17 protein-coding genes are annotated in these 16,286 nt (G+C 47.5%); 7 read left to right on the top strand and 10 right to left on the bottom strand.

Features of this window, described 5'->3' with window-relative positions:
• Positions 1–12: 12 nt before the first annotated feature.
• The 5 genes from QUB30_RS21125 to QUB30_RS21145 all read right to left on the bottom strand — a co-directional run bounded on the left by QUB30_RS21125 (position 13) and on the right by QUB30_RS21145 (position 5,863).
• A complete protein-coding gene (locus QUB30_RS21125) occupies positions 13–3,258 on the bottom strand; it encodes an SMC family ATPase (RefSeq protein WP_333337132.1) in 3,246 nt (1,081 codons plus the stop codon).
• Positions 3,259–3,322: 64 nt separating this feature from the next.
• The gene (locus QUB30_RS21130; protein ID WP_190657517.1) at positions 3,323–3,664 is read right to left on the bottom strand and encodes a type II toxin-antitoxin system PemK/MazF family toxin; all 342 of its coding nucleotides are present in this window, start codon (positions 3,662–3,664) and stop codon (positions 3,323–3,325) included.
• A complete protein-coding gene (locus tag QUB30_RS21135; RefSeq protein ID WP_333337134.1) occupies positions 3,657–3,992 on the bottom strand; it encodes a hypothetical protein in 336 nt (111 codons plus the stop codon). Before QUB30_RS21135 ends, QUB30_RS21130 begins: the two co-directional genes overlap by 8 nt.
• 274 nt (positions 3,993–4,266) lie before the next feature.
• Positions 4,267–5,376 carry a hypothetical protein gene (locus QUB30_RS21140; RefSeq protein ID WP_333337136.1) on the bottom strand — a complete coding sequence of 370 codons (1,110 nt, stop codon included), beginning with the start codon at positions 5,374–5,376 and terminating at the stop codon, positions 4,267–4,269.
• Positions 5,377–5,653: 277 nt separating this feature from the next.
• Positions 5,654–5,863, bottom strand: coding sequence for a hypothetical protein (locus QUB30_RS21145; protein WP_333337138.1), 210 nt, complete (start codon positions 5,861–5,863; stop codon positions 5,654–5,656).
• Between the two features lie 168 nt (positions 5,864–6,031).
• On the opposite strand from QUB30_RS21145, the gene QUB30_RS21150 reads away from it, so the two are divergent.
• A complete protein-coding gene (locus tag QUB30_RS21150; protein ID WP_333337139.1) occupies positions 6,032–6,571 on the top strand; it encodes a cyclic nucleotide-binding domain-containing protein in 540 nt (179 codons plus the stop codon).
• A gap of 84 nt (positions 6,572–6,655) precedes the next feature.
• On the opposite strand, the gene QUB30_RS21155 is transcribed toward QUB30_RS21150, so the two are convergent.
• The 3 genes from QUB30_RS21155 to QUB30_RS21165 all read right to left on the bottom strand — a co-directional run bounded on the left by QUB30_RS21155 (position 6,656) and on the right by QUB30_RS21165 (position 8,351).
• Positions 6,656–7,069, bottom strand: a complete 414-nt coding sequence (locus QUB30_RS21155; protein ID WP_333337141.1) for a hypothetical protein — start codon at positions 7,067–7,069, stop codon at positions 6,656–6,658.
• Positions 7,070–7,142: 73 nt separating this feature from the next.
• Positions 7,143–8,003 carry an FAD-binding domain-containing protein gene (locus QUB30_RS21160; protein WP_333337142.1) on the bottom strand — a complete coding sequence of 287 codons (861 nt, stop codon included), beginning with the start codon at positions 8,001–8,003 and terminating at the stop codon, positions 7,143–7,145.
• An 18-nt stretch (positions 8,004–8,021) separates the two neighbouring features.
• Complete coding sequence (locus tag QUB30_RS21165) at positions 8,022–8,351, bottom strand: hypothetical protein (protein ID WP_333337144.1); 330 nt, start codon at positions 8,349–8,351, stop codon at positions 8,022–8,024.
• A 76-nt stretch (positions 8,352–8,427) separates the two neighbouring features.
• Between QUB30_RS21165 and QUB30_RS21170 the strand changes: the two genes are divergently transcribed.
• The 4 genes from QUB30_RS21170 (at position 8,428) to QUB30_RS21185 (ending at position 11,707) form a co-directional block, all read left to right on the top strand.
• Positions 8,428–9,360, top strand: coding sequence for a hypothetical protein (locus tag QUB30_RS21170; protein WP_333337146.1), 933 nt, complete (start codon positions 8,428–8,430; stop codon positions 9,358–9,360).
• Positions 9,361–9,384: 24 nt separating this feature from the next.
• On the top strand, positions 9,385–9,801 hold the full coding sequence (locus QUB30_RS21175; protein ID WP_333337148.1) for a hypothetical protein: 417 nt from the start codon (positions 9,385–9,387) through the stop codon (positions 9,799–9,801).
• 66 nt (positions 9,802–9,867) lie between these two features.
• A complete protein-coding gene (ribD, locus tag QUB30_RS21180) occupies positions 9,868–11,043 on the top strand; it encodes a bifunctional diaminohydroxyphosphoribosylaminopyrimidine deaminase/5-amino-6-(5-phosphoribosylamino)uracil reductase RibD (protein ID WP_333337150.1) in 1,176 nt (391 codons plus the stop codon).
• Between the two features lie 52 nt (positions 11,044–11,095).
• A complete protein-coding gene (locus QUB30_RS21185) occupies positions 11,096–11,707 on the top strand; it encodes a hypothetical protein (protein ID WP_333337152.1) in 612 nt (203 codons plus the stop codon).
• Positions 11,708–11,903: 196 nt separating this feature from the next.
• Here the strand turns inward: QUB30_RS21185 and QUB30_RS21190 are convergent, their stop codons facing one another.
• Positions 11,904–12,818, bottom strand: a complete 915-nt coding sequence (locus QUB30_RS21190; protein ID WP_333337154.1) for a PPC domain-containing protein — start codon at positions 12,816–12,818, stop codon at positions 11,904–11,906.
• 93 nt (positions 12,819–12,911) lie between these two features.
• Between QUB30_RS21190 and QUB30_RS21195 the strand changes: the two genes are divergently transcribed.
• The gene (locus tag QUB30_RS21195) at positions 12,912–14,615 is read left to right on the top strand and encodes an NAD(P)/FAD-dependent oxidoreductase (RefSeq protein WP_333337156.1); all 1,704 of its coding nucleotides are present in this window, start codon (positions 12,912–12,914) and stop codon (positions 14,613–14,615) included.
• Between the two features lie 130 nt (positions 14,616–14,745).
• Here the strand turns inward: QUB30_RS21195 and QUB30_RS21200 are convergent, their stop codons facing one another.
• Positions 14,746–15,522 carry a Uma2 family endonuclease gene (locus QUB30_RS21200; protein ID WP_333337158.1) on the bottom strand — a complete coding sequence of 259 codons (777 nt, stop codon included), beginning with the start codon at positions 15,520–15,522 and terminating at the stop codon, positions 14,746–14,748.
• A 143-nt stretch (positions 15,523–15,665) separates the two neighbouring features.
• On the opposite strand from QUB30_RS21200, the gene QUB30_RS21205 reads away from it, so the two are divergent.
• Positions 15,666–16,148 carry an FxLYD domain-containing protein gene (locus QUB30_RS21205; protein ID WP_333337160.1) on the top strand — a complete coding sequence of 161 codons (483 nt, stop codon included), beginning with the start codon at positions 15,666–15,668 and terminating at the stop codon, positions 16,146–16,148.
• Positions 16,149–16,286 lie beyond the last annotated feature (138 nt).

Genomic DNA, 16,286 nt, shown 5'->3' on the forward strand with positions numbered 1-16,286 from the left:
TCGCCAACCCTTTTAAATTGACAAGCTGATGCAAGAACCCTGAGCAGTTTTGCTTACTTCAATTCTGGCTTGAAAAGCTTCTTTCAGGTGGGGCATATGGGTAACGGTGAGAATGCAGGCGAAGTCGGAGGCGATCGCATTAATTGCAGCAATCAGCCGATCGCACCCTTCAGCATCCTGAGTCCCGAATCCCTCATCAATAATCAACATTTGCAAAGCCGTTCCCGCCCGCTGAGACAGCAGTCTCGCCAGCGCCAGCCGAATCGCAAAATTAATCCGAAAAGCTTCACCGCCAGAGTAAGTTTCGTAGGCGCGAGTACCGCGAGCATCAGCAATTAAAATGTCTAAAGTGTCAATCAATTTAGTGGCTTTTTTAGAAGCAGCAGCCCGCTGAGTAATAAATTGAACGTGCAATTGATTTGCGCTCAATCTCGACAATATCTGATTTGTTTCCGCTTCGAGTTGAGGCAAAACATTTTCAATCATTAAAGCTTGAATGCCGTTTTTACCAAATGCTTGACCCAACTCTTGATAAACTCGCTGCTGGCGTTTGGCAACTTGCATTTGCTCTTTTTGAGCTACTAGCTGAACTTGCAGAGATTCCAGATTTTGCTGCTGCTGCTGGAGGCGTCCGAGACTTCCCAAATGTTGGTCAAGCTGCTGGCGGCGGCGACTGATTTGCTGTTCGAGCGCGCTGATTCGGGCTGTGGGATCGGGATATTCTTGCAATTGCTGGTTCATCGCTGAAGTTTGAGCGCTGACAGCTTGCAAATCTCGATCGCGCACAGCGATAGAATTTGCTATTTCATTAACCCGCTGCTGCACTTGTGGGTACTGCACAGTTGCCGATCGCAGTTTTTCGGCGCGCGCGATCCAAAACTGCGATCGGCGCATTTCGATCCGAACCTGTTCGTGCTGTTCCAAATTATAGCCAATTTCCGCAATGTATCTATCTAAAGACAGAATTTGCTGCTGTATTTCCGAGCTATTTTTTTGCTGTTCTAACTGTTGCTGTACGGTGGCTAATTGAGTTTGCAAATCCGGGCGGCGGGCATTAATTTTATTCAGTTTTTGTTGAGCGTCTTTGATTTGAGCTTGCTTAATTTCGGCCCACCGCAAGCGCTTTTCATCGCTGCGGGCGAGGGAGTGGCTGCTATCGCTGTAATTGAGCTGTTGCAGTTGCTGTTCGATTTGCTGGAGTTCTGCCAAATCCGAAGCTGCATACTCGCCGGTGCGCAGCAACCGCTCTATTTCCGCAGCGTCTTGACGCATACTTTGCAGCCGGTTTTCGTCTTGGCTTAGTCCATCTAATTGTGCTTGCAAATGGCTGCGGCGTTCCCGCAATTCTTGGTAGGGCGCTAATTCCTCTTCTAGTTCGCGGTATTCATGTCTGAGGACTTGAATTTCGCGCTCGGAGACGGCCAACTGTTCGCGGACTACCCACAGTTGATTCCAGATTTCCTGCTGTTGGGAGTGGTGTTTTGTGACTACCAAATTCCAGTAGTGTTCGTCTAAAGGTCGATCGCACAAAGGACAATTGCCAAAATTTGCATCCCGCACCATTAAAGGCGAATTCGATGGCTCGTTTTCCGCAAAATCCGAGGCTTTACCTTCGCCTGCGGTTTTTTCTCCTTCATGTTTCCGCAGCAGTTGCAGTTTTTGGTCGATCTCGGCGAGTCTGGTTTGATAGTCGCGGCTTTTGGCTTGCAGGTTTCCTAGAAAGTCGTGCCTTTCTTGACCTTTTTCGCGGACTCGCTGCTGATAAACTCGCTTGTTTTCCAACTGCAAAATTTGATTGGCGATGGCCGAGATTTCCTGCTGTAATTGTGGCTGTCGCTGCTGCTGTTGAACTTGCACCTGTCGGTTGATTTCGTCTAAGCGGGCGGTTAAACCGGCGCGGGCCCGATCGAGCTTTTGTTGCTTTTGCTGCTGCTGTTGTAGCAGCGGCGAAACCTGCAATTGCAGTTGCTCTAGTTCGTTGAGGCGCGATCGAACTGCTTGCAACTGTGCGAGTCCTTTGTTAACCTCCGGCTGCTGTTTGAGAATCTCCAGAACATCTTTTTCATCCTGTTCTAAAACATCTAATTGAGCTTGCAACTGCTGAATTTTGCTTTGCAAAAAGCTCAGTTCTTGCCGCTGCTGTTCTTGCAATTGCTGACGCTGATTTTGGGCTTGTTGGTTAGCTTTGAATTTGCCAGAGAAACTCTCTTCTGTGGCTTGCAAGCTGTGGAAATACGCGATGCCTGCTGTTATTTCATTTTCTTGTTCTAGGAGGGCTTGCAGCTCATTTTGCTGCTGTTTGGCTGCGCTGAGTTCTTGCTGCAAGCGGCGGCATTCTTGAGAAATATTGTAGTGCTGTTGCTGGTGGCCGGCGAGGAGTTTTTGCCAAGTTTGGCGGTTGTGGTGCTGGAGTTGCAGTTGCTGCAACTCGGTTGTGTCGGCTTGCTGCTGTGAAGAGAGCAAATCGGTTGCCTGCTGCAATTGATTTTGTTCGGAGGCGATCGTCTCTTTTTGTTGCAGTTGCTCTTGTACGGTTAGCAAACTCTGTTTGAGCACTTCGACTTGAGCTTTAAATTGTTTGGACGTATCTTTGGCTTGTTCGGATAAAGTATCGTAGGAGTCGAGTTTGAGCAGGTTGGCTAAAACTTGTTTGCGTTCGATCGGCTTTTTGAGCATAAATTCATCAGCTCGCCCCTGCCGCAAATACGCCGAGTTGATGAAAGTATCGTAATCTAGTTTGATGTGTTCGAGGATTTTTTGCTGAGTTGTTCTGAGACCTTTGTCTGTGAGCGTGCGAAAATTCACCCCCCCCGACCCCCCCTTACTAAGGGGGGGAGAAGAATTCACTTCTTCGGGATCCCCTTTACCAAAGGAAGAATTCACTTCTTGTGGCCCCCCCTTACCAAGGGAAGAATTCACTTCTTCTGGTCCCCCCTTACCAAGGAAGGGGGGGTTTGTTGCTACTTGAAATTCTAAACTTCCCGAGTGTCCGCGTCGGCGGTTGCGAATCACGCGGTAGATTTGGCCGCCGATGGAGAAAGTGAAATCAACGCGCACATCAGTTTCGCCGATATGGATGATATCGTCTTCCGTATCGCTGCGACAACAGCCCCAAAGTGCCCAGGATATGGCTTCTAAGAGGGAGGATTTGCCGGCACCGTTAGGCCCGCAAATGCAAGCGGTGTGCAGGCCGCGAAAGTCTAAAGCAGCTTCGCGATAGCTGAGAAAATTTTTGAGTGTAAGTTGTATAGGAATCATTTAGGCCATCGCGCCATACAATCTATCTATAAATAACACTATTTGTACGCTGTTGCCTAGTTATTCAATCTAGATCCAGAACAATTGTCAGTGCTTCTGCAATTTCTTCCATAATTGTCTCGGACAGGGTTCCGAGTTGTCGGACAAATCTTTGTTGCGAGACGGAACGGACTTGAAAAGTATCGGCTGCGGAGAGTTTCGCCAAGCCATTTTCGCCGCTGGGTTCTAGTCGAACCATCCAATTTCTCTCGGTGTATCGCTCTTTCCAGTCAGTGATGGGAACAATAACTTCAAGCAGCAAAATTCCCACCGTTTCATCACTGACAATTACTACCGGACGGGTTTTGCCGATTTCCGCGCCCACAGTAGGTTCAAGCGCAACCAGCCAGATTTCACCTCTACGCATTAGTTTTTATTCCTGCGTTAAGGTATTCTTCCTCGGATTCAAAATAGGGTTCGCTGTCAGCCGACCACAAATCATGTAAAGCACCTCCCGGCATATAATCTTTGACTGCTGCTTCTGCTGCGGATCTGAGTTTCTGCTTTCTCTCAGCTTTGCGCTGGGCTTTTTCTTCTATTTCTTCGCGCATCATCCGCGAAGCTGTTTCGATGATTTCTAGGCGTTCTTCTGCTGTCAGATTTTTGAGTGCTGCTAAGATTTCTGTTTTGGTCACGGTTTTTTCGGGTGGTTGGTGAGAATGTGCGATCGATCCCACCATGATTGTATCTTTCACAAACATCTATCTCGGCGATCGCAGTTAATTTTTCACCTCATCCCCGGAGTCAGGACACGGCACTGCCGTGTCCCTACAATGATTAATCAGCTACCTCTAGGTAGGGAAACGGCATTGCCGTCTCCTCCGAATTGCCGTGTCCTTCGATGGTAGGGAAACGGCATTGCCGTTTCCTCGATTGCTTTTGATTTTCCATCATCAAAAAGGGTTGACTGTATTCCTACAGCCAACCCCCCACATATTTATTTGTCCTGCGTTTGCTCAAACAGCAACACTACCTGGCAATATTCGGGAACGTATAGCCGACACCGACTAACAATCCCACTTCAGCTCCATCGACAAAACCAATATTCAGTCCCGCTGTTGCTGTAAAATTGCTCGACAGCGGCACATCTACACCCCCCGAAAGCAGGAAGCCAAAAGTACCGTCATCCCCGGTAGAAATTAGCACGCCAGCACCTGCATAAGGAGCAGCAGTAATCACAAAATCCTCGCTGACTTCGACGGTCTCTTGAGATACAAAATCGTAGGTAACAGGAACTAGAAAAGCTAAGTTGTCGCGGAACAAAACAGTCGGTCTCACCGAGAAATTGTTCGTCAAACCGATTTTGCTAATAATCGCAAATGAACCGTCGCCTAAGGCTGAATCTCCGCCAAAACCTAGATTGCCGCCAATCCCGACGTAGCTGGGCCCAGAACGGGTAGCTCGCCCTGGTCGGATTGGAGTTCCTTGAGCCACTTTTTTAGTTGGTTCTGAGGCAGTTGCCGGTTTTTCAGCAACTTTCGGTTGGTTTGTCAAAGCTGAGGCGGAAGTGCTCACAGGATTGCTCAACAATTCTTGTGCTGTTTGGACTTCTTTTTCTTCCTTCGTTGCTGTTACTTCCAGATTATTGCTCTCGGCAACAATTGAGGTAGGTCGATCGCTCTTTTTGGCATTCTCGACAGTTGACTCCACTTTGACGCTATTATCAGCAATTTTAGCGGTTTCTTCCGACTTTTCTGTCTCAGCAGCAATGGAGGTATTTGGCGCAGTTTCTGTTCCAGCAATTTCAGATGTTGCTGCTTCCGATTTTTCTGGTGTTGCAATAGATACTTGCAAGTTGGCTGCCGGTTCAGAGGCTGCTGGCTCTGCCGTTTCTGTTAGTTGGCTCCAACTGATAGAATCAATTTTTTTATTACTAGCCGTTGTTTCTGCGTCGGGTTTAACTGCTGAAGTTGCCGCAGGCTCAGAAATTTGGTCACTATTTTGAGCTGCGATTGTTGCAGTTGTACCCATATCCGGCAAGTTGCCAGTTTCAGCTTTCGCTGACAGGGTACTGCAACAAACAGCTAAAGCAGCAAGATTTATTAACGCGAAAGTAGACTTGGAAAATAGACTATTCATAGAAACTCCTCAATGAACCGTGTGTTAAAAGTGTAAGTGTTTGAGGGCGACCGTCGAGAGCTTTGCTAAAAAAAGACACAAATATGAGTTGTGTTGTTCCTAGATTGGCACTCAACCGTTGAAGAGTCAACTCTCAAGCTGATTAGATTTAAGAACTGACGGCCGGTTTAGAGGCTAATTTAAATTTACCTATCGATCGGCTAAAAATCAATCCTAGGGATGATTTCACCCTCGATCCTGTTTAATTGAGGGGTCGATCGCGCGTCTGGCTTGCATTCTACAATTCTGTACTTGGGGGCGCTGCACTCGCAGCCACGCCGGAAAAATCCGGTTTTTGAGGGCGCACCGCCTCGAAACCAAGAGACAGCAAGCTTTCAAAACAGTTTTGGCAGCCCCGCCGTCCAAAGCAAGTGCAGTTAAAACAACGCGATCGGCTGCTGCACAGTCCCTGACAAGTAATGTAGAATAGCACTAATCGGACAAACATTTGTAGCTCGATCGTGTCAAATTTACTAAATATTATTAGAATTGTGTAAAATTTAGTGTTCTATTTGTAAAGTTTAGCCTTCGCTTTCGCTCATGGTCTGACCATCTCACAACAGCACGCAACTAAACAAGTAAAAAAATACAAAGTATCTCATCTCAACCTGACTTTATGAGCAAAGTTCTAGTGATATTAGGCGAATTGAGCGATCGCGACATCGATTGGATGCTCGCCAACGGCACCCGCACCCAAATCCTCCCCGGCACAACTCTGATTACCGAAGGTAAGCCCTTAGACGCCCTGTACATAGTTCTGGAGGGAACTTTGAGCGTTGCTGTATCATCTTTGGGCGACAAAGAAATTGGAAAAATTATTTCCGGGGAAGTGTTGGGCGAAATGTCTTTTGTAGACGGGAGGCTTCCTTCTGCTAGCGTCACGGCAATTGAAGAGTGCCTCATCCTGTCAATTCCACGGCGGCTGCTAACTGAAAAACTCGAGCAAGACGTGCTTTTTTCCCTGCGGTTTTATCGGGCGATTACCAAATTTCTGTCGTCGAGACTGCGGGGTACAGTCAAACGCTTCGGCGATGATAGTGATGGTTTAATATATCAAGAACCCGACGACGAGGGCGCTATCCCGGAAAATGTCGAAAATCCCGACTTAGCTGAATCAAGATTTCAATGGCTGTTGGAGCGTTTGAAGGGGAGTTGAAGTTCGGCAACGAGCAGTGTACAGGATTTAATGGATTTAACACCAATTTCTAGTTACCCTTTCCCAATTCCCAATTTCCAATAATTAGAAAACATATTTTTCAGCGACGCGCCAATAGCGAGAAAAACGCTTCAAATCAATATAACCATCGTAGCGGACAAAGGCTTCCGGTGGCAAAACTTCTACTGGGTGCGCTCGCTTAATTTCCCGGCAAATATCGTGAAACCGAGGACTGGGACTTTCCGCAGTCACCACTTGATTCGCGCCGGATTCGATCGCAAAAGCGATAACTTCCGCAGCCACATCGCCCCGCCGAATAACTACCGGCAACTCCAGCAAACATTCGTAAATAAACACCATTCGTTTGAGACTTAACTGCCATTCATCAATCAGCGCATCATCCCAAACCCAGATGGCCGGTGCCTCTGGGTGCGCTTGAAAAGCGGGGCCAGAGGGACTCAAACAGTCGCCGTGCAGCCAAATAATCGGATTGTTCATAAATTAGTAATTGCGAATTGGTAACTAATGACAACAGTCAACAGACAACAGTCAACTGTCAACCAATAACTTTTTAATTTCTGCGACCTTTTTTAGGGCGTTCCCAACTTTTAGAACCGCCGCTGCGATCGACCTTTTCTCCCTGAGGAAACAACTGCCCTTCCAAATATTCGTAAGTTCCCTCAAAATCGCATTGCCCGTACAGAGGACAATCGCGACAATAAACCGCCTTAGTGTAACGCTCCAAATTTTCGCGATTAAAAAAATAAGGTTTGTGGCTAAAAGTGCTCGCTACCCACTGCCAAGAAAGATTGTTGCTCGCCGGATCTCCATCTAGCAAATGTTGCAAAAACCAGCGAGCTCCGGCTTGCCAGCGCACGCGCCGCCAGTGTACGAGATAAGCGGCAGTCCACATCCGCTGGTGATTGTGCAAATAACCAGTTTCTCGCAACTCGCGACTGAAACTGTCGATGCAAACCAAACCAGTCGTGCCCTCGATGACATCCTGCGGCAGAGTTTCGCTGTAATCTTTAGCAGTGTAACCAGTTTTGTAAGCTTCCCGGTCTTGCCAAATCCCCTGGCCCAATTCGGCATACAGTCGCTGCCAATAATCCCGCCAACCCAACTCGTTGACAAGTTTCACTGCCTCTTCAGGATGCCGCACCTTCTCGAGCACGGCATCCCGGACTTCGGCAAGACTCAAAACGCCGTAGCGCAAATAGGGCGACAAGCGCGTTACCGCACCGTTGAGGAAATTGCGGGTTGAGGCGTACTTGCCGGGGTCAATTTGTTGCAGCGCTGTCTCGGCTGCTTTGCGCCCGCCTGGGATCGGGGGTACGCTGCTGTCCCGGGCGGCGGCTTCGGGGAACTGTTGGCGCACGTAGGCTATTAATTCGTCGCGGCTGGCAAATTCCCGCTCCATGTCCTGACTCATTGTTTTCTCAAGCACCTGTTATTGTTTCTTAATGTTAAAGCTATTTGTTCGGGCCTGCGGGGTCGATCGGCCTAAATTGCCCTTCGCTCCTGGTAACTCACATCTTGCACCATTGTCAGCAACAGGCTGTCCGGCCTGTTCCACAAAAGATAAATTTTCTTGTGGAACAGGCCGGACAGCCTGTTCATAAAAGGCTAATTGAGAATGGTGCAATATCTCAGTGGTAACGTACAGTTTGCCCCAGCCGCAATCGATCGTCGGATCGCAGCCAAAATTACCATCAAAGTGAATACACTTTAATCGTAAATATGCTATGCCGCTTTTATAGTAGTTTCTAGCAAAGTACATCTATCCCTCGATTCACCGAGATTTGATAGAAATTTGATAGAAACCTGAAACCCTTACAGAACCTTGAAAAATCAATATGTACGCTAAAACACCAGCCCTACCAGAGACGATTAATGTTCAGTCCGATAAAGGTAGCCTTCGGTTACAATTCAGCACTAAGTACAATCCCATTTTTGGCGGGAAGCGGAAGCATCAGGGTTTAGGGATGAAAGACACACCCGAGAACTGGCAAAAAGCAGTTGCGATTGCTTACCGGATTGAAGGTGACTTGCAGCACCCAGACTGGCAACAGTTGTTTGACCCCAGTTTTGCTAAGTACGGTTTAAAAACCAAGTACACCGCTGAATTGAAATTAGCAGCACCAATACCTGAGCCTGAACCTGAGATGACAGTAGGGGCAATGTGGGAGGATTACTTGATTTGGAAACAACCACAATTGCAGCCGACTACGTTTGAGACTATTTTTCGCGGAACTTACACCAACATCATCAAAGGATTGCACTGGGATTATTCCCGACATGAATTTATTGACAATGGAAGTGAAATATATAGCCTCTTGCTTTCAGACAGCAATCTAGAGCAACGGATTACTCAACAAACTGCAAGTGTTAGAAATAAAGTACGGGTTCAAGCCGAACTTTCTCAAGCTTTTGCCAGATTACAATCTATGGGTAAAACAAAGCTTACTGTTAACCCGTTTGTGACTATCGGTGGAAATACAGAAAATAAAACTGATAAGTACAAACCAACAATTGACGCAGCAGGAGAAGTTAAAGAATGGTGGGAGACTGATAATACTGACATTGATTCTAATGAAAGCGACCGTCGCGCTTTTACTAAGGAAGAGCGAGATACTATTATCAAGGCATTCTATGAGTCTTCAAGTCGGAGACATCGCCAAGCTGCGCCGTTAGTTGAATTTCTGTTTTTAACTGGATGTCGTAGTGGTGAGGCTTTCGCAATGCGATGGCAAGATGTATTTATTGGACGTGACAAAAACTATGTCTGATTTAGTAAGTCTTATAACGGACGAGTGAAAAACACTCAAGTTACTAAAACGGGTGAGGTGCGACTGTTCAAAATTTACCCTAAGCTTAACGATTTGTTGAATCGGATTAAGCCTATTAACGCTAAATACACTGATTTAGTTTTTGTTAATACACAAGGTAATTCTTACAACACGAATACTTTTGGTGACTTATGGCAAGAGGCCCGTTGCGGTGCAAAAGATAAAGTTTATCGCTATCCCGGCATAGTTACACAACTTGCAGAATCTGGCGCAATCAGTTGCTACCTCAGTCCTTATCATACCCGCCATACGTTCATTACCCTTATGGCAGAGGCTGGCACAGACTTACTTTTGTTAGCTACTGCTTGCGGTAACAGCGTTGAGATAATACAACGACATTATTTAGGGGTTAATACAGAAGCAAACTTCCCAGATATCTAACCTGTTTTTACCTGTAGAGAGTGTTAAAGTAAGTACACTCAGGGATAGATATAATACCAAAATCTTATGGAAACTTTTCCGGCGGACGCTCAAGCGATCGCCAGCTTAGCTAACGGACAGCAGCAAGGTACAAAACAACTGGAAAACAGCGAAGTTCAAGAGTTCGATCGAGCCATGATGCGCCGCTGCATAGAATTGGCTCGCCGTGCTCTGGGCAAAACCGCACCCAACCCCCTTGTGGGTTCTGTAATTGTCCGAGACGGCAAGATTGTCGGCGAAGGGTTTCATCCCGGTGCCGGTCAACCTCACGCCGAAGTTTTTGCGCTCCGGGAAGCGGGGGAACTCGCCGCAGGAGCGACCGTCTACGTGAACCTGGAACCCTGCAACCACTACGGCCGGACTCCTCCCTGTTCCGAAGCTTTAGTTAAGGCCAAGGTGGCAAAAGTAGTGGCTGGCATGGTCGATCCGAATCCTTTGGTAGCTGGAGCTGGGCTGGCTCGGTTGCGAGAGGCTGGCATTGAAGTGGTGGCGGGAGTGGAAGGGGAAGCTTGCCAAAAACTCAACGAGGCTTTTGTGCACCGGATTTTGTACCGCCGGCCTTTGGGAATTTTGAAATATGCAATGACTTTGGACGGTAAAATTGCTACCAGTAGCGGCCACAGCGCTTGGGTAACAGGCGAGGAGGCTCGCAGCGAGGTTCACCGGGTGCGTGTCGGCTGCGATGCTGTAATTGTTGGGGGAAATACGGTGCGTCTGGACAATCCCCTACTGACGAGTCACCAACCTGATAGGAATAATCCTCTGCGGGTGGTGATGAGCCGCACTTTGGATTTGCCGAAGTCGGCTTGGTTGTGGGAAACCTCTGTGGCGGCTACTTTGGTGCTGACTGAGCCTGGGGTTAACCCGGAATTTCAGGAATTTTTGATTGCCAAAGGGGTGGAAGTTGTGGAACTCTCGCCTCTGACGCCGACTAATGTTATGGCTTATTTGTACGATCGATCTTTTCTTTCTGTACTGTGGGAGTGCGGCGGCACTTTGGCTGCCAAGGCAATTGCTGAGGGTGCAGTTCAAAAAATTATGGCTTTTATTGCTCCTAAAATTGTCGGCGGCCAAGCTGCTCCTACTCCTGTGGGAGATTTGGGGTTTTCCGCAATGACTGATGCTTTGACTTTAGAGCGGGTTTCTTGGCGCGCGGTAGGTGCAGATTGTCTGGTGGAAGGCTATTTGAAAATTAAAGATTGAAAGTTAAAAGCGAGTCTTTTTAGTTTTTGATTTTTAACTTTTAACTCCTTTTATGGTTGAAGTTCTGATTTGGAGTTTGATGGTTGGCAGTCTCGGCTTGGAGGCTGCGCTCGCGGGTGTATTAGTGAGCCGCGAGCAATTGGCTGCGGGGCAAAAGTACGACGATGAGGAGGAAGTTTTGACTCGGTACGAATCTCAAGAAGATAATTTTAATGCGCCTGAAAATGCGCGCTCGAATGGCAATCCCAAATCCGCTCCTAATGCTGTTGATTTGACGGTTTGGGAGTACAAGATTGTGCGGGCTAGCAATGATTTGTTTCGCAATCCTGCGATTTTTCACAAGCTGTGCGAGGAAGAGGCGGAAGTTGGCTGGATTTTGCTTGAAAAGATCGACGACAGGCGGGTGCGGTTCAAACGTCCGATCGCGCTGCGGGACGCCCCCAGGCCGAATTTACCACTGTTTGACCCTTACCGCACTCATTACGGCCCGATCTCGAATGCGATGACTTGGGCGGCGGGGATCGTGTTTCTGAGCGCGATCGTGCTTCCTGCTGTTTTGGGCTACGCTTTGGTGTCTACTACTCTAACCAGAAATCGCTCTAATTGGCCTCCGGCACCTGTTCAATCTTTGCCCTCTCCGGGAGGGCGGGGAACTAATAATTGAAAGCAGGAAAATTGGTAATGGGTAGTTGGTAATTAATAATTGGTAAATTGACGGCTGCCGAAGCCTGTTTTATAGCAAGTCTAAATCATTTGTGAACCAGATTTTTTTTAACGAACCGCGAAGGCGCGAAGGAACAGAAGAGAAGAGTGTGTGTTCGCTTGAAGGATTTAGGCTTGCTATATAAGTTAATGTGATTTTAAGTTTGGGGGGGTATTGCTGAGGGAGCCGATAGCAATCTCAAGTCATAATTTGTATCGCCTTGAAATTGAGAAACGCGGACGAAATAAGCCCCCGCAGGCAAAGCCCCATTACTGATAATTGTTTCTGAAGACGTGCCTAAATTGTTAGAGGAAGCAATAATATCCTCTAATCCAACTGCGCCGTTGCCGTTCAGATCCTGAATTAATTCTACATCAACATCTGCACTCAAACCGTCCACAGTTACACTGAAAAGGCTGGGAGTGTTGAGGATGAAACTGTAAATTTCGGCTGGTTTAGCAGCGCCTACAAAATCGCTTGCAGTTTGAATTTCTCCCAGAATGCCGAGGTTTTTTGCTGCGTTCAAATTGTCGGCGGGATCGGGGAGAGTGCTCAACAGTCCTTCTTGTTGACCGAATTGAATGTAGTGGCCGATCGCACTTTTAACTGCGCCGCTTTGGACTGCTGCTGCTACCAGCGGATATTTCTGTAGATAAAAGCTGGGATCGAAGAACACGCTGGGTTTGCGGTTTTCTAATTGACCGACTCTGAAGTAGTGTTCAAATGCGGTAAATTGATTTGTTTGGACTGCTATCTGAACGTCTGGGTTGCTTGTTAAATAGAAACCAACATCGAACAAAGGGTTGGGGCTGCGAACTTCAAATTGACCGAATCTAATAAAGTGATCGGCTCCTGAAAAGCCATTGAGTTTGGCTGATACCGCTACATCTGTATTGGTGTCTAAATAATAGCTGGCGTCGAACAGGGCATTCGGGTCGCGATTTTCAAATTTGCCAATTTTTCGGTAGTGATCGAAGGGACTCGATACCGTGCCTCTGGCAACTGCTACGGCGACATCTGGGTTGTTTTCGAGATAAAATTTGCTGTCGAACAGTGTTCTGAGGGTTAGCATTATTAAAAAAATCTCTCTGGACTTTAGTCTGGAAAGTGCACGATCGAGAATCCAGTTTACATCAAAGTTTTGTTTTGTGAGGATGTCTTAATTATGGCTAAATCTGCACTGATGGCAATGCTGCGCCGCGCTGCGAGTATTGCCCAGAAATCAAGGGAAACGGGCATTCCGGCTGATGAACTGCTGGGGATGCTGAGCGATGGCATTCCCAATTCTCCCATATCTCGGCGTAGCTTGCTGCACGGGGGCTTAGCTGCTGCGGGGGCTGTCGCTGCTGCGACTTTTACCAGGGAGGGAGGGGGAGCTTTTGCTCAACAGGGCGGGCGATCTCCGATTTTGGTTGTGGGTGCGGGGATTGCGGGTTTGACGGCGGCTTATCGCTTGCGCCAAGCGGGCGTGCGCGCCGATATAATCGAGGCAACTAACCGCGTGGGGGGGCGGATACGCACGGCTTTTAAGGTGGCTGGAACGCTAATTCCGGCGGAGTTGGGGGGAGAATATATTGACACCGGTCATACTAATTTAATCTCGCTGGCGACGGAATTGGGTTTGCGGGCGATCGATTTAGTTGACGTGCAGCGGGGATTGGTCAAGGATACTTTTTTCTTTCAAGGGCGCCGCTTTTCTCTTGAGCAATTAATCGCCGATTTTGCACCGCTAGCAACTAAAATTAATCAAGATGTGGAGGCTATTGGAGATAACATTAGCTATCAAGATTTTACGGAAACAGCGGAAAGATTGGACAATCTTTCGATCGCTGAATATGTAGACCAAGCTGATACTAGCACGATTGTCCGGCAGTTACTCCGCATTGCTTACACGGTGGAATACGGTCGAGATCCCGAGGAACAGTCGGCGTTAAATCTGCTGTTTTTAATCGGTTCTGAACCTGGCAGTTTTGAATTGTACGGCAACAGCGATGAGCGTTATCAAATTGATGGGGGTAACAGTCAAATTATCAACAGTTTGGCGGGTCAATTGTCTGGTTCGATCGAGGCGGGGACGGTTTTGGAAGCGATTACTCTTTTGCCGGATGGCCGCTATCGGGTGAGTTTGCGATCGGGACAAAGCGCGTTCGAGCGCACTTACGAGCGAGTTTTGTTAACTTTGCCGTTCAGCACTCTGCGAGACGTTAATATTAACGTACCTTTGCCCCAAGCAAAGCGCAGGGCGATCGAGCAGTTGGGTTACGGTACTAATTCTAGGTTAGTTACTGGCTACCGCAGCCGAATTTGGCGAGAACTTTATCGCTCGACTGCTTCTGTTTATACCGATTTAGAATTCCAGACTACCTCGGAAGCTACGCCTTTTGCCCCTACTCCTAACGGTTTGATAAGCACTTTGACAGGAGGAAAGCTGGGTTTGTCGATCGGTGCCGGAACTCCAGAAGATCAAGCACAAAGATTTTTGAACCAATTTGAAAGAGTTTTTCCCGGAGTGAGAAATTTGCGATCGGGCAAAGCTGTGCGAGCTTATTGGCCGGGAGAACGCTTTTTCAAAGGTTCTTATGCCTGCTATTTAGTCGGACAGTGGACGCAAATGTACGGGGTTGAAGGCGAACGAGTTGGCAATTTATATTTTGCCGGGGAACACACTTCGCTGGAAAATCAAGGTTACATGGAAGGCGGTTGCGAAACTGGACAAAGGGCGGCTGTTGAAATTTTGCAAGACTTGGGTTTGATACCTTCTGCTGATGCTTTGAATGCTCGAACTGCGAGCAGTTTGAACAGTCGCCGTCCCAGCCGGAAAGTTCCCGGAGCGCGGAATCTTGGCAATAGAAAGCCGAGTATTAGATAATCTCGTAAGGTGTCCATCTAATTCTTGTTTGCCGTTGCTCCTAGCCCGTGCATCTAATTCTTGTGGGGTGGGCTTCTAGCCCGCCCAAAAATACAATTTAGATGCCCAACAGCTTATGGCGTACAACTTATCAAATAATCTCGTCCGGGTTGATTCCCCGATCGCGCAAATATTCAGCCAGTCGTTCGGCCCGCTCACGTTCGCGATCGGCCCGTTCACGTTCGCGATCGGCCCGCTGGCATTCTGCTGCTAACTGTTCTACACCCCATAAAAGCAGATTTCCTGCTTCATCCCACCAGCGCAACCAATAGCCTGCACGCTGTTCTTTCTCCCCTCGCCACGTTCCTAAATACAAACCAATATCTGCCATCCAGTGGCGACCTTCCGCGTCGGGAAATTCTAATTCGTAGTTGCCATTTTGCAAGCGATATACTTCCAGCAAGCCAGTTTCTGGGTCAAAAATGATGTAAGTTGGTACTTGCAGAATTTGTTCGTAAAAAAACCACTTTCCCGGAGGAAAAGTACGTTTGACAGAATATTCGCCGCCGTCTGTTTCCGACAAGAATTCCATGACAATGGTCGGGATTTCTCCTTCCAAGTTTGGGGTATAGCTTTTGCGGTCTCTTCTCGATTCGGCGGGCAGTACCGACGGTACATACACCCAATCTGGTGCTTTGATTACTAACTCGCCGTTGACAGTAGCGCAAATGCCAAAGTTGCTGGCTATCAGCATTCGCGGCCCGATAAATCCTCTCAGTTCTAAGATTTCTCGCAGTGCTCCAGCAATTAGCGGTTGACCTGTATTCTCCACGGGTTTTTCTTCTAATTGGAAGTCGTCTGGCAACTTCTCCCAAGTTACGGTCAGTTCTAACGTTTTTCGTCCTGGGTTATCTTGAGTAACGACCATGACTTTACTTTACTTTCTAAAGTTTGATGTCTTATCATAGCACAATGCAGCGCGAGCGCGGCGTGCCATAAATATAGATATGCTAGCCTAAATCTTAGCTGCATTATATTGTAGAATTACTTTAAAAAATTGCCGAAAAAAATATGATTTATTTACCTTTGACAGTAGCTTTAGCTATTTTGCTAATGTCGCCAATCTCGGCTCGCCCTTTGCTTGCAGATGCTACCAATACAATTACTCAAAACTCATCATTTGACGAGCCGTTTTGCTACATCAAAACTCCCGACGGCAAAACAGTAGACTTAGGCAAGTTGTGCGAGAAACAGCCAGCTTCGGGAACTTCCAAAACTTGCATTCCCGGTTCCAACATTGCTGAAAAAGTGTCAATTGCTGCGGCAAATTATGACGGCAACTTTTTCAGCGGTCAAGTGCTTAATCAAGGGTGCAAAATAATCAAGAATATCAAAGTCAATTATGAAGTTTTGGACGAGTCAGGCAATTTAATTGACAACGGATTTATCTACGCTGAACCAGTTACTCTTGCACCCGGACAGTCAGCCACCTTTCGGGGCGCAGTTGTCGCGGGGGCTCAGGTACTAGCGACTCATGCCGACGGTCAAGAATGATTTTAGATTTTAGATTTTAGATTTTAGATTGAAGAATTGGACAATTAACCCCAGGGATGAATCCGGGGGCTTTGTATCCCGGATGCTTTCGGTGAAGAATGATTGTTGAGATTTGCCCGATCGCTGATATTATATTCA

The organism is Microcoleus sp. BROC3 (assembly GCF_036702515.1).
Taxonomy (GTDB): Bacteria; Cyanobacteriota; Cyanobacteriia; order Cyanobacteriales; family Microcoleaceae; genus Microcoleus.

Bases quoted from the DNA above. Each gene is read 5' to 3' on its own strand.
- QUB30_RS21125 (WP_333337132.1), bottom strand. From the start codon at position 3,258: ATGATTCCTATACAACTTACACTCAAAAATTTTCTCAGCTATCGCGAA.
- QUB30_RS21130 (WP_190657517.1), bottom strand. From the start codon at position 3,664: ATGCGTAGAGGTGAAATCTGGCTGGTTGCGCTTGAACCTACTGTGGGC.
- QUB30_RS21140 (WP_333337136.1), bottom strand. From the start codon at position 5,376: ATGAATAGTCTATTTTCCAAGTCTACTTTCGCGTTAATAAATCTTGCT.
- QUB30_RS21145 (WP_333337138.1), bottom strand. From the start codon at position 5,863: ATGTTTGTCCGATTAGTGCTATTCTACATTACTTGTCAGGGACTGTGC.
- QUB30_RS21150 (WP_333337139.1), top strand. From the start codon at position 6,032: ATGAGCAAAGTTCTAGTGATATTAGGCGAATTGAGCGATCGCGACATC.
- QUB30_RS21155 (WP_333337141.1), bottom strand. From the start codon at position 7,069: ATGAACAATCCGATTATTTGGCTGCACGGCGACTGTTTGAGTCCCTCT.
- QUB30_RS21160 (WP_333337142.1), bottom strand. From the start codon at position 8,003: ATGAGTCAGGACATGGAGCGGGAATTTGCCAGCCGCGACGAATTAATA.
- QUB30_RS21165 (WP_333337144.1), bottom strand. From the start codon at position 8,351: ATGTACTTTGCTAGAAACTACTATAAAAGCGGCATAGCATATTTACGA.
- QUB30_RS21170 (WP_333337146.1), top strand. From the start codon at position 8,428: ATGTACGCTAAAACACCAGCCCTACCAGAGACGATTAATGTTCAGTCC.
- ribD (WP_333337150.1), top strand. From the start codon at position 9,868: ATGGAAACTTTTCCGGCGGACGCTCAAGCGATCGCCAGCTTAGCTAAC.
- QUB30_RS21185 (WP_333337152.1), top strand. From the start codon at position 11,096: ATGGTTGAAGTTCTGATTTGGAGTTTGATGGTTGGCAGTCTCGGCTTG.
- QUB30_RS21190 (WP_333337154.1), bottom strand. From the start codon at position 12,818: ATGCTAACCCTCAGAACACTGTTCGACAGCAAATTTTATCTCGAAAAC.
- QUB30_RS21195 (WP_333337156.1), top strand. From the start codon at position 12,912: ATGGCTAAATCTGCACTGATGGCAATGCTGCGCCGCGCTGCGAGTATT.
- QUB30_RS21200 (WP_333337158.1), bottom strand. From the start codon at position 15,522: ATGGTCGTTACTCAAGATAACCCAGGACGAAAAACGTTAGAACTGACC.
- QUB30_RS21205 (WP_333337160.1), top strand. From the start codon at position 15,666: ATGATTTATTTACCTTTGACAGTAGCTTTAGCTATTTTGCTAATGTCG.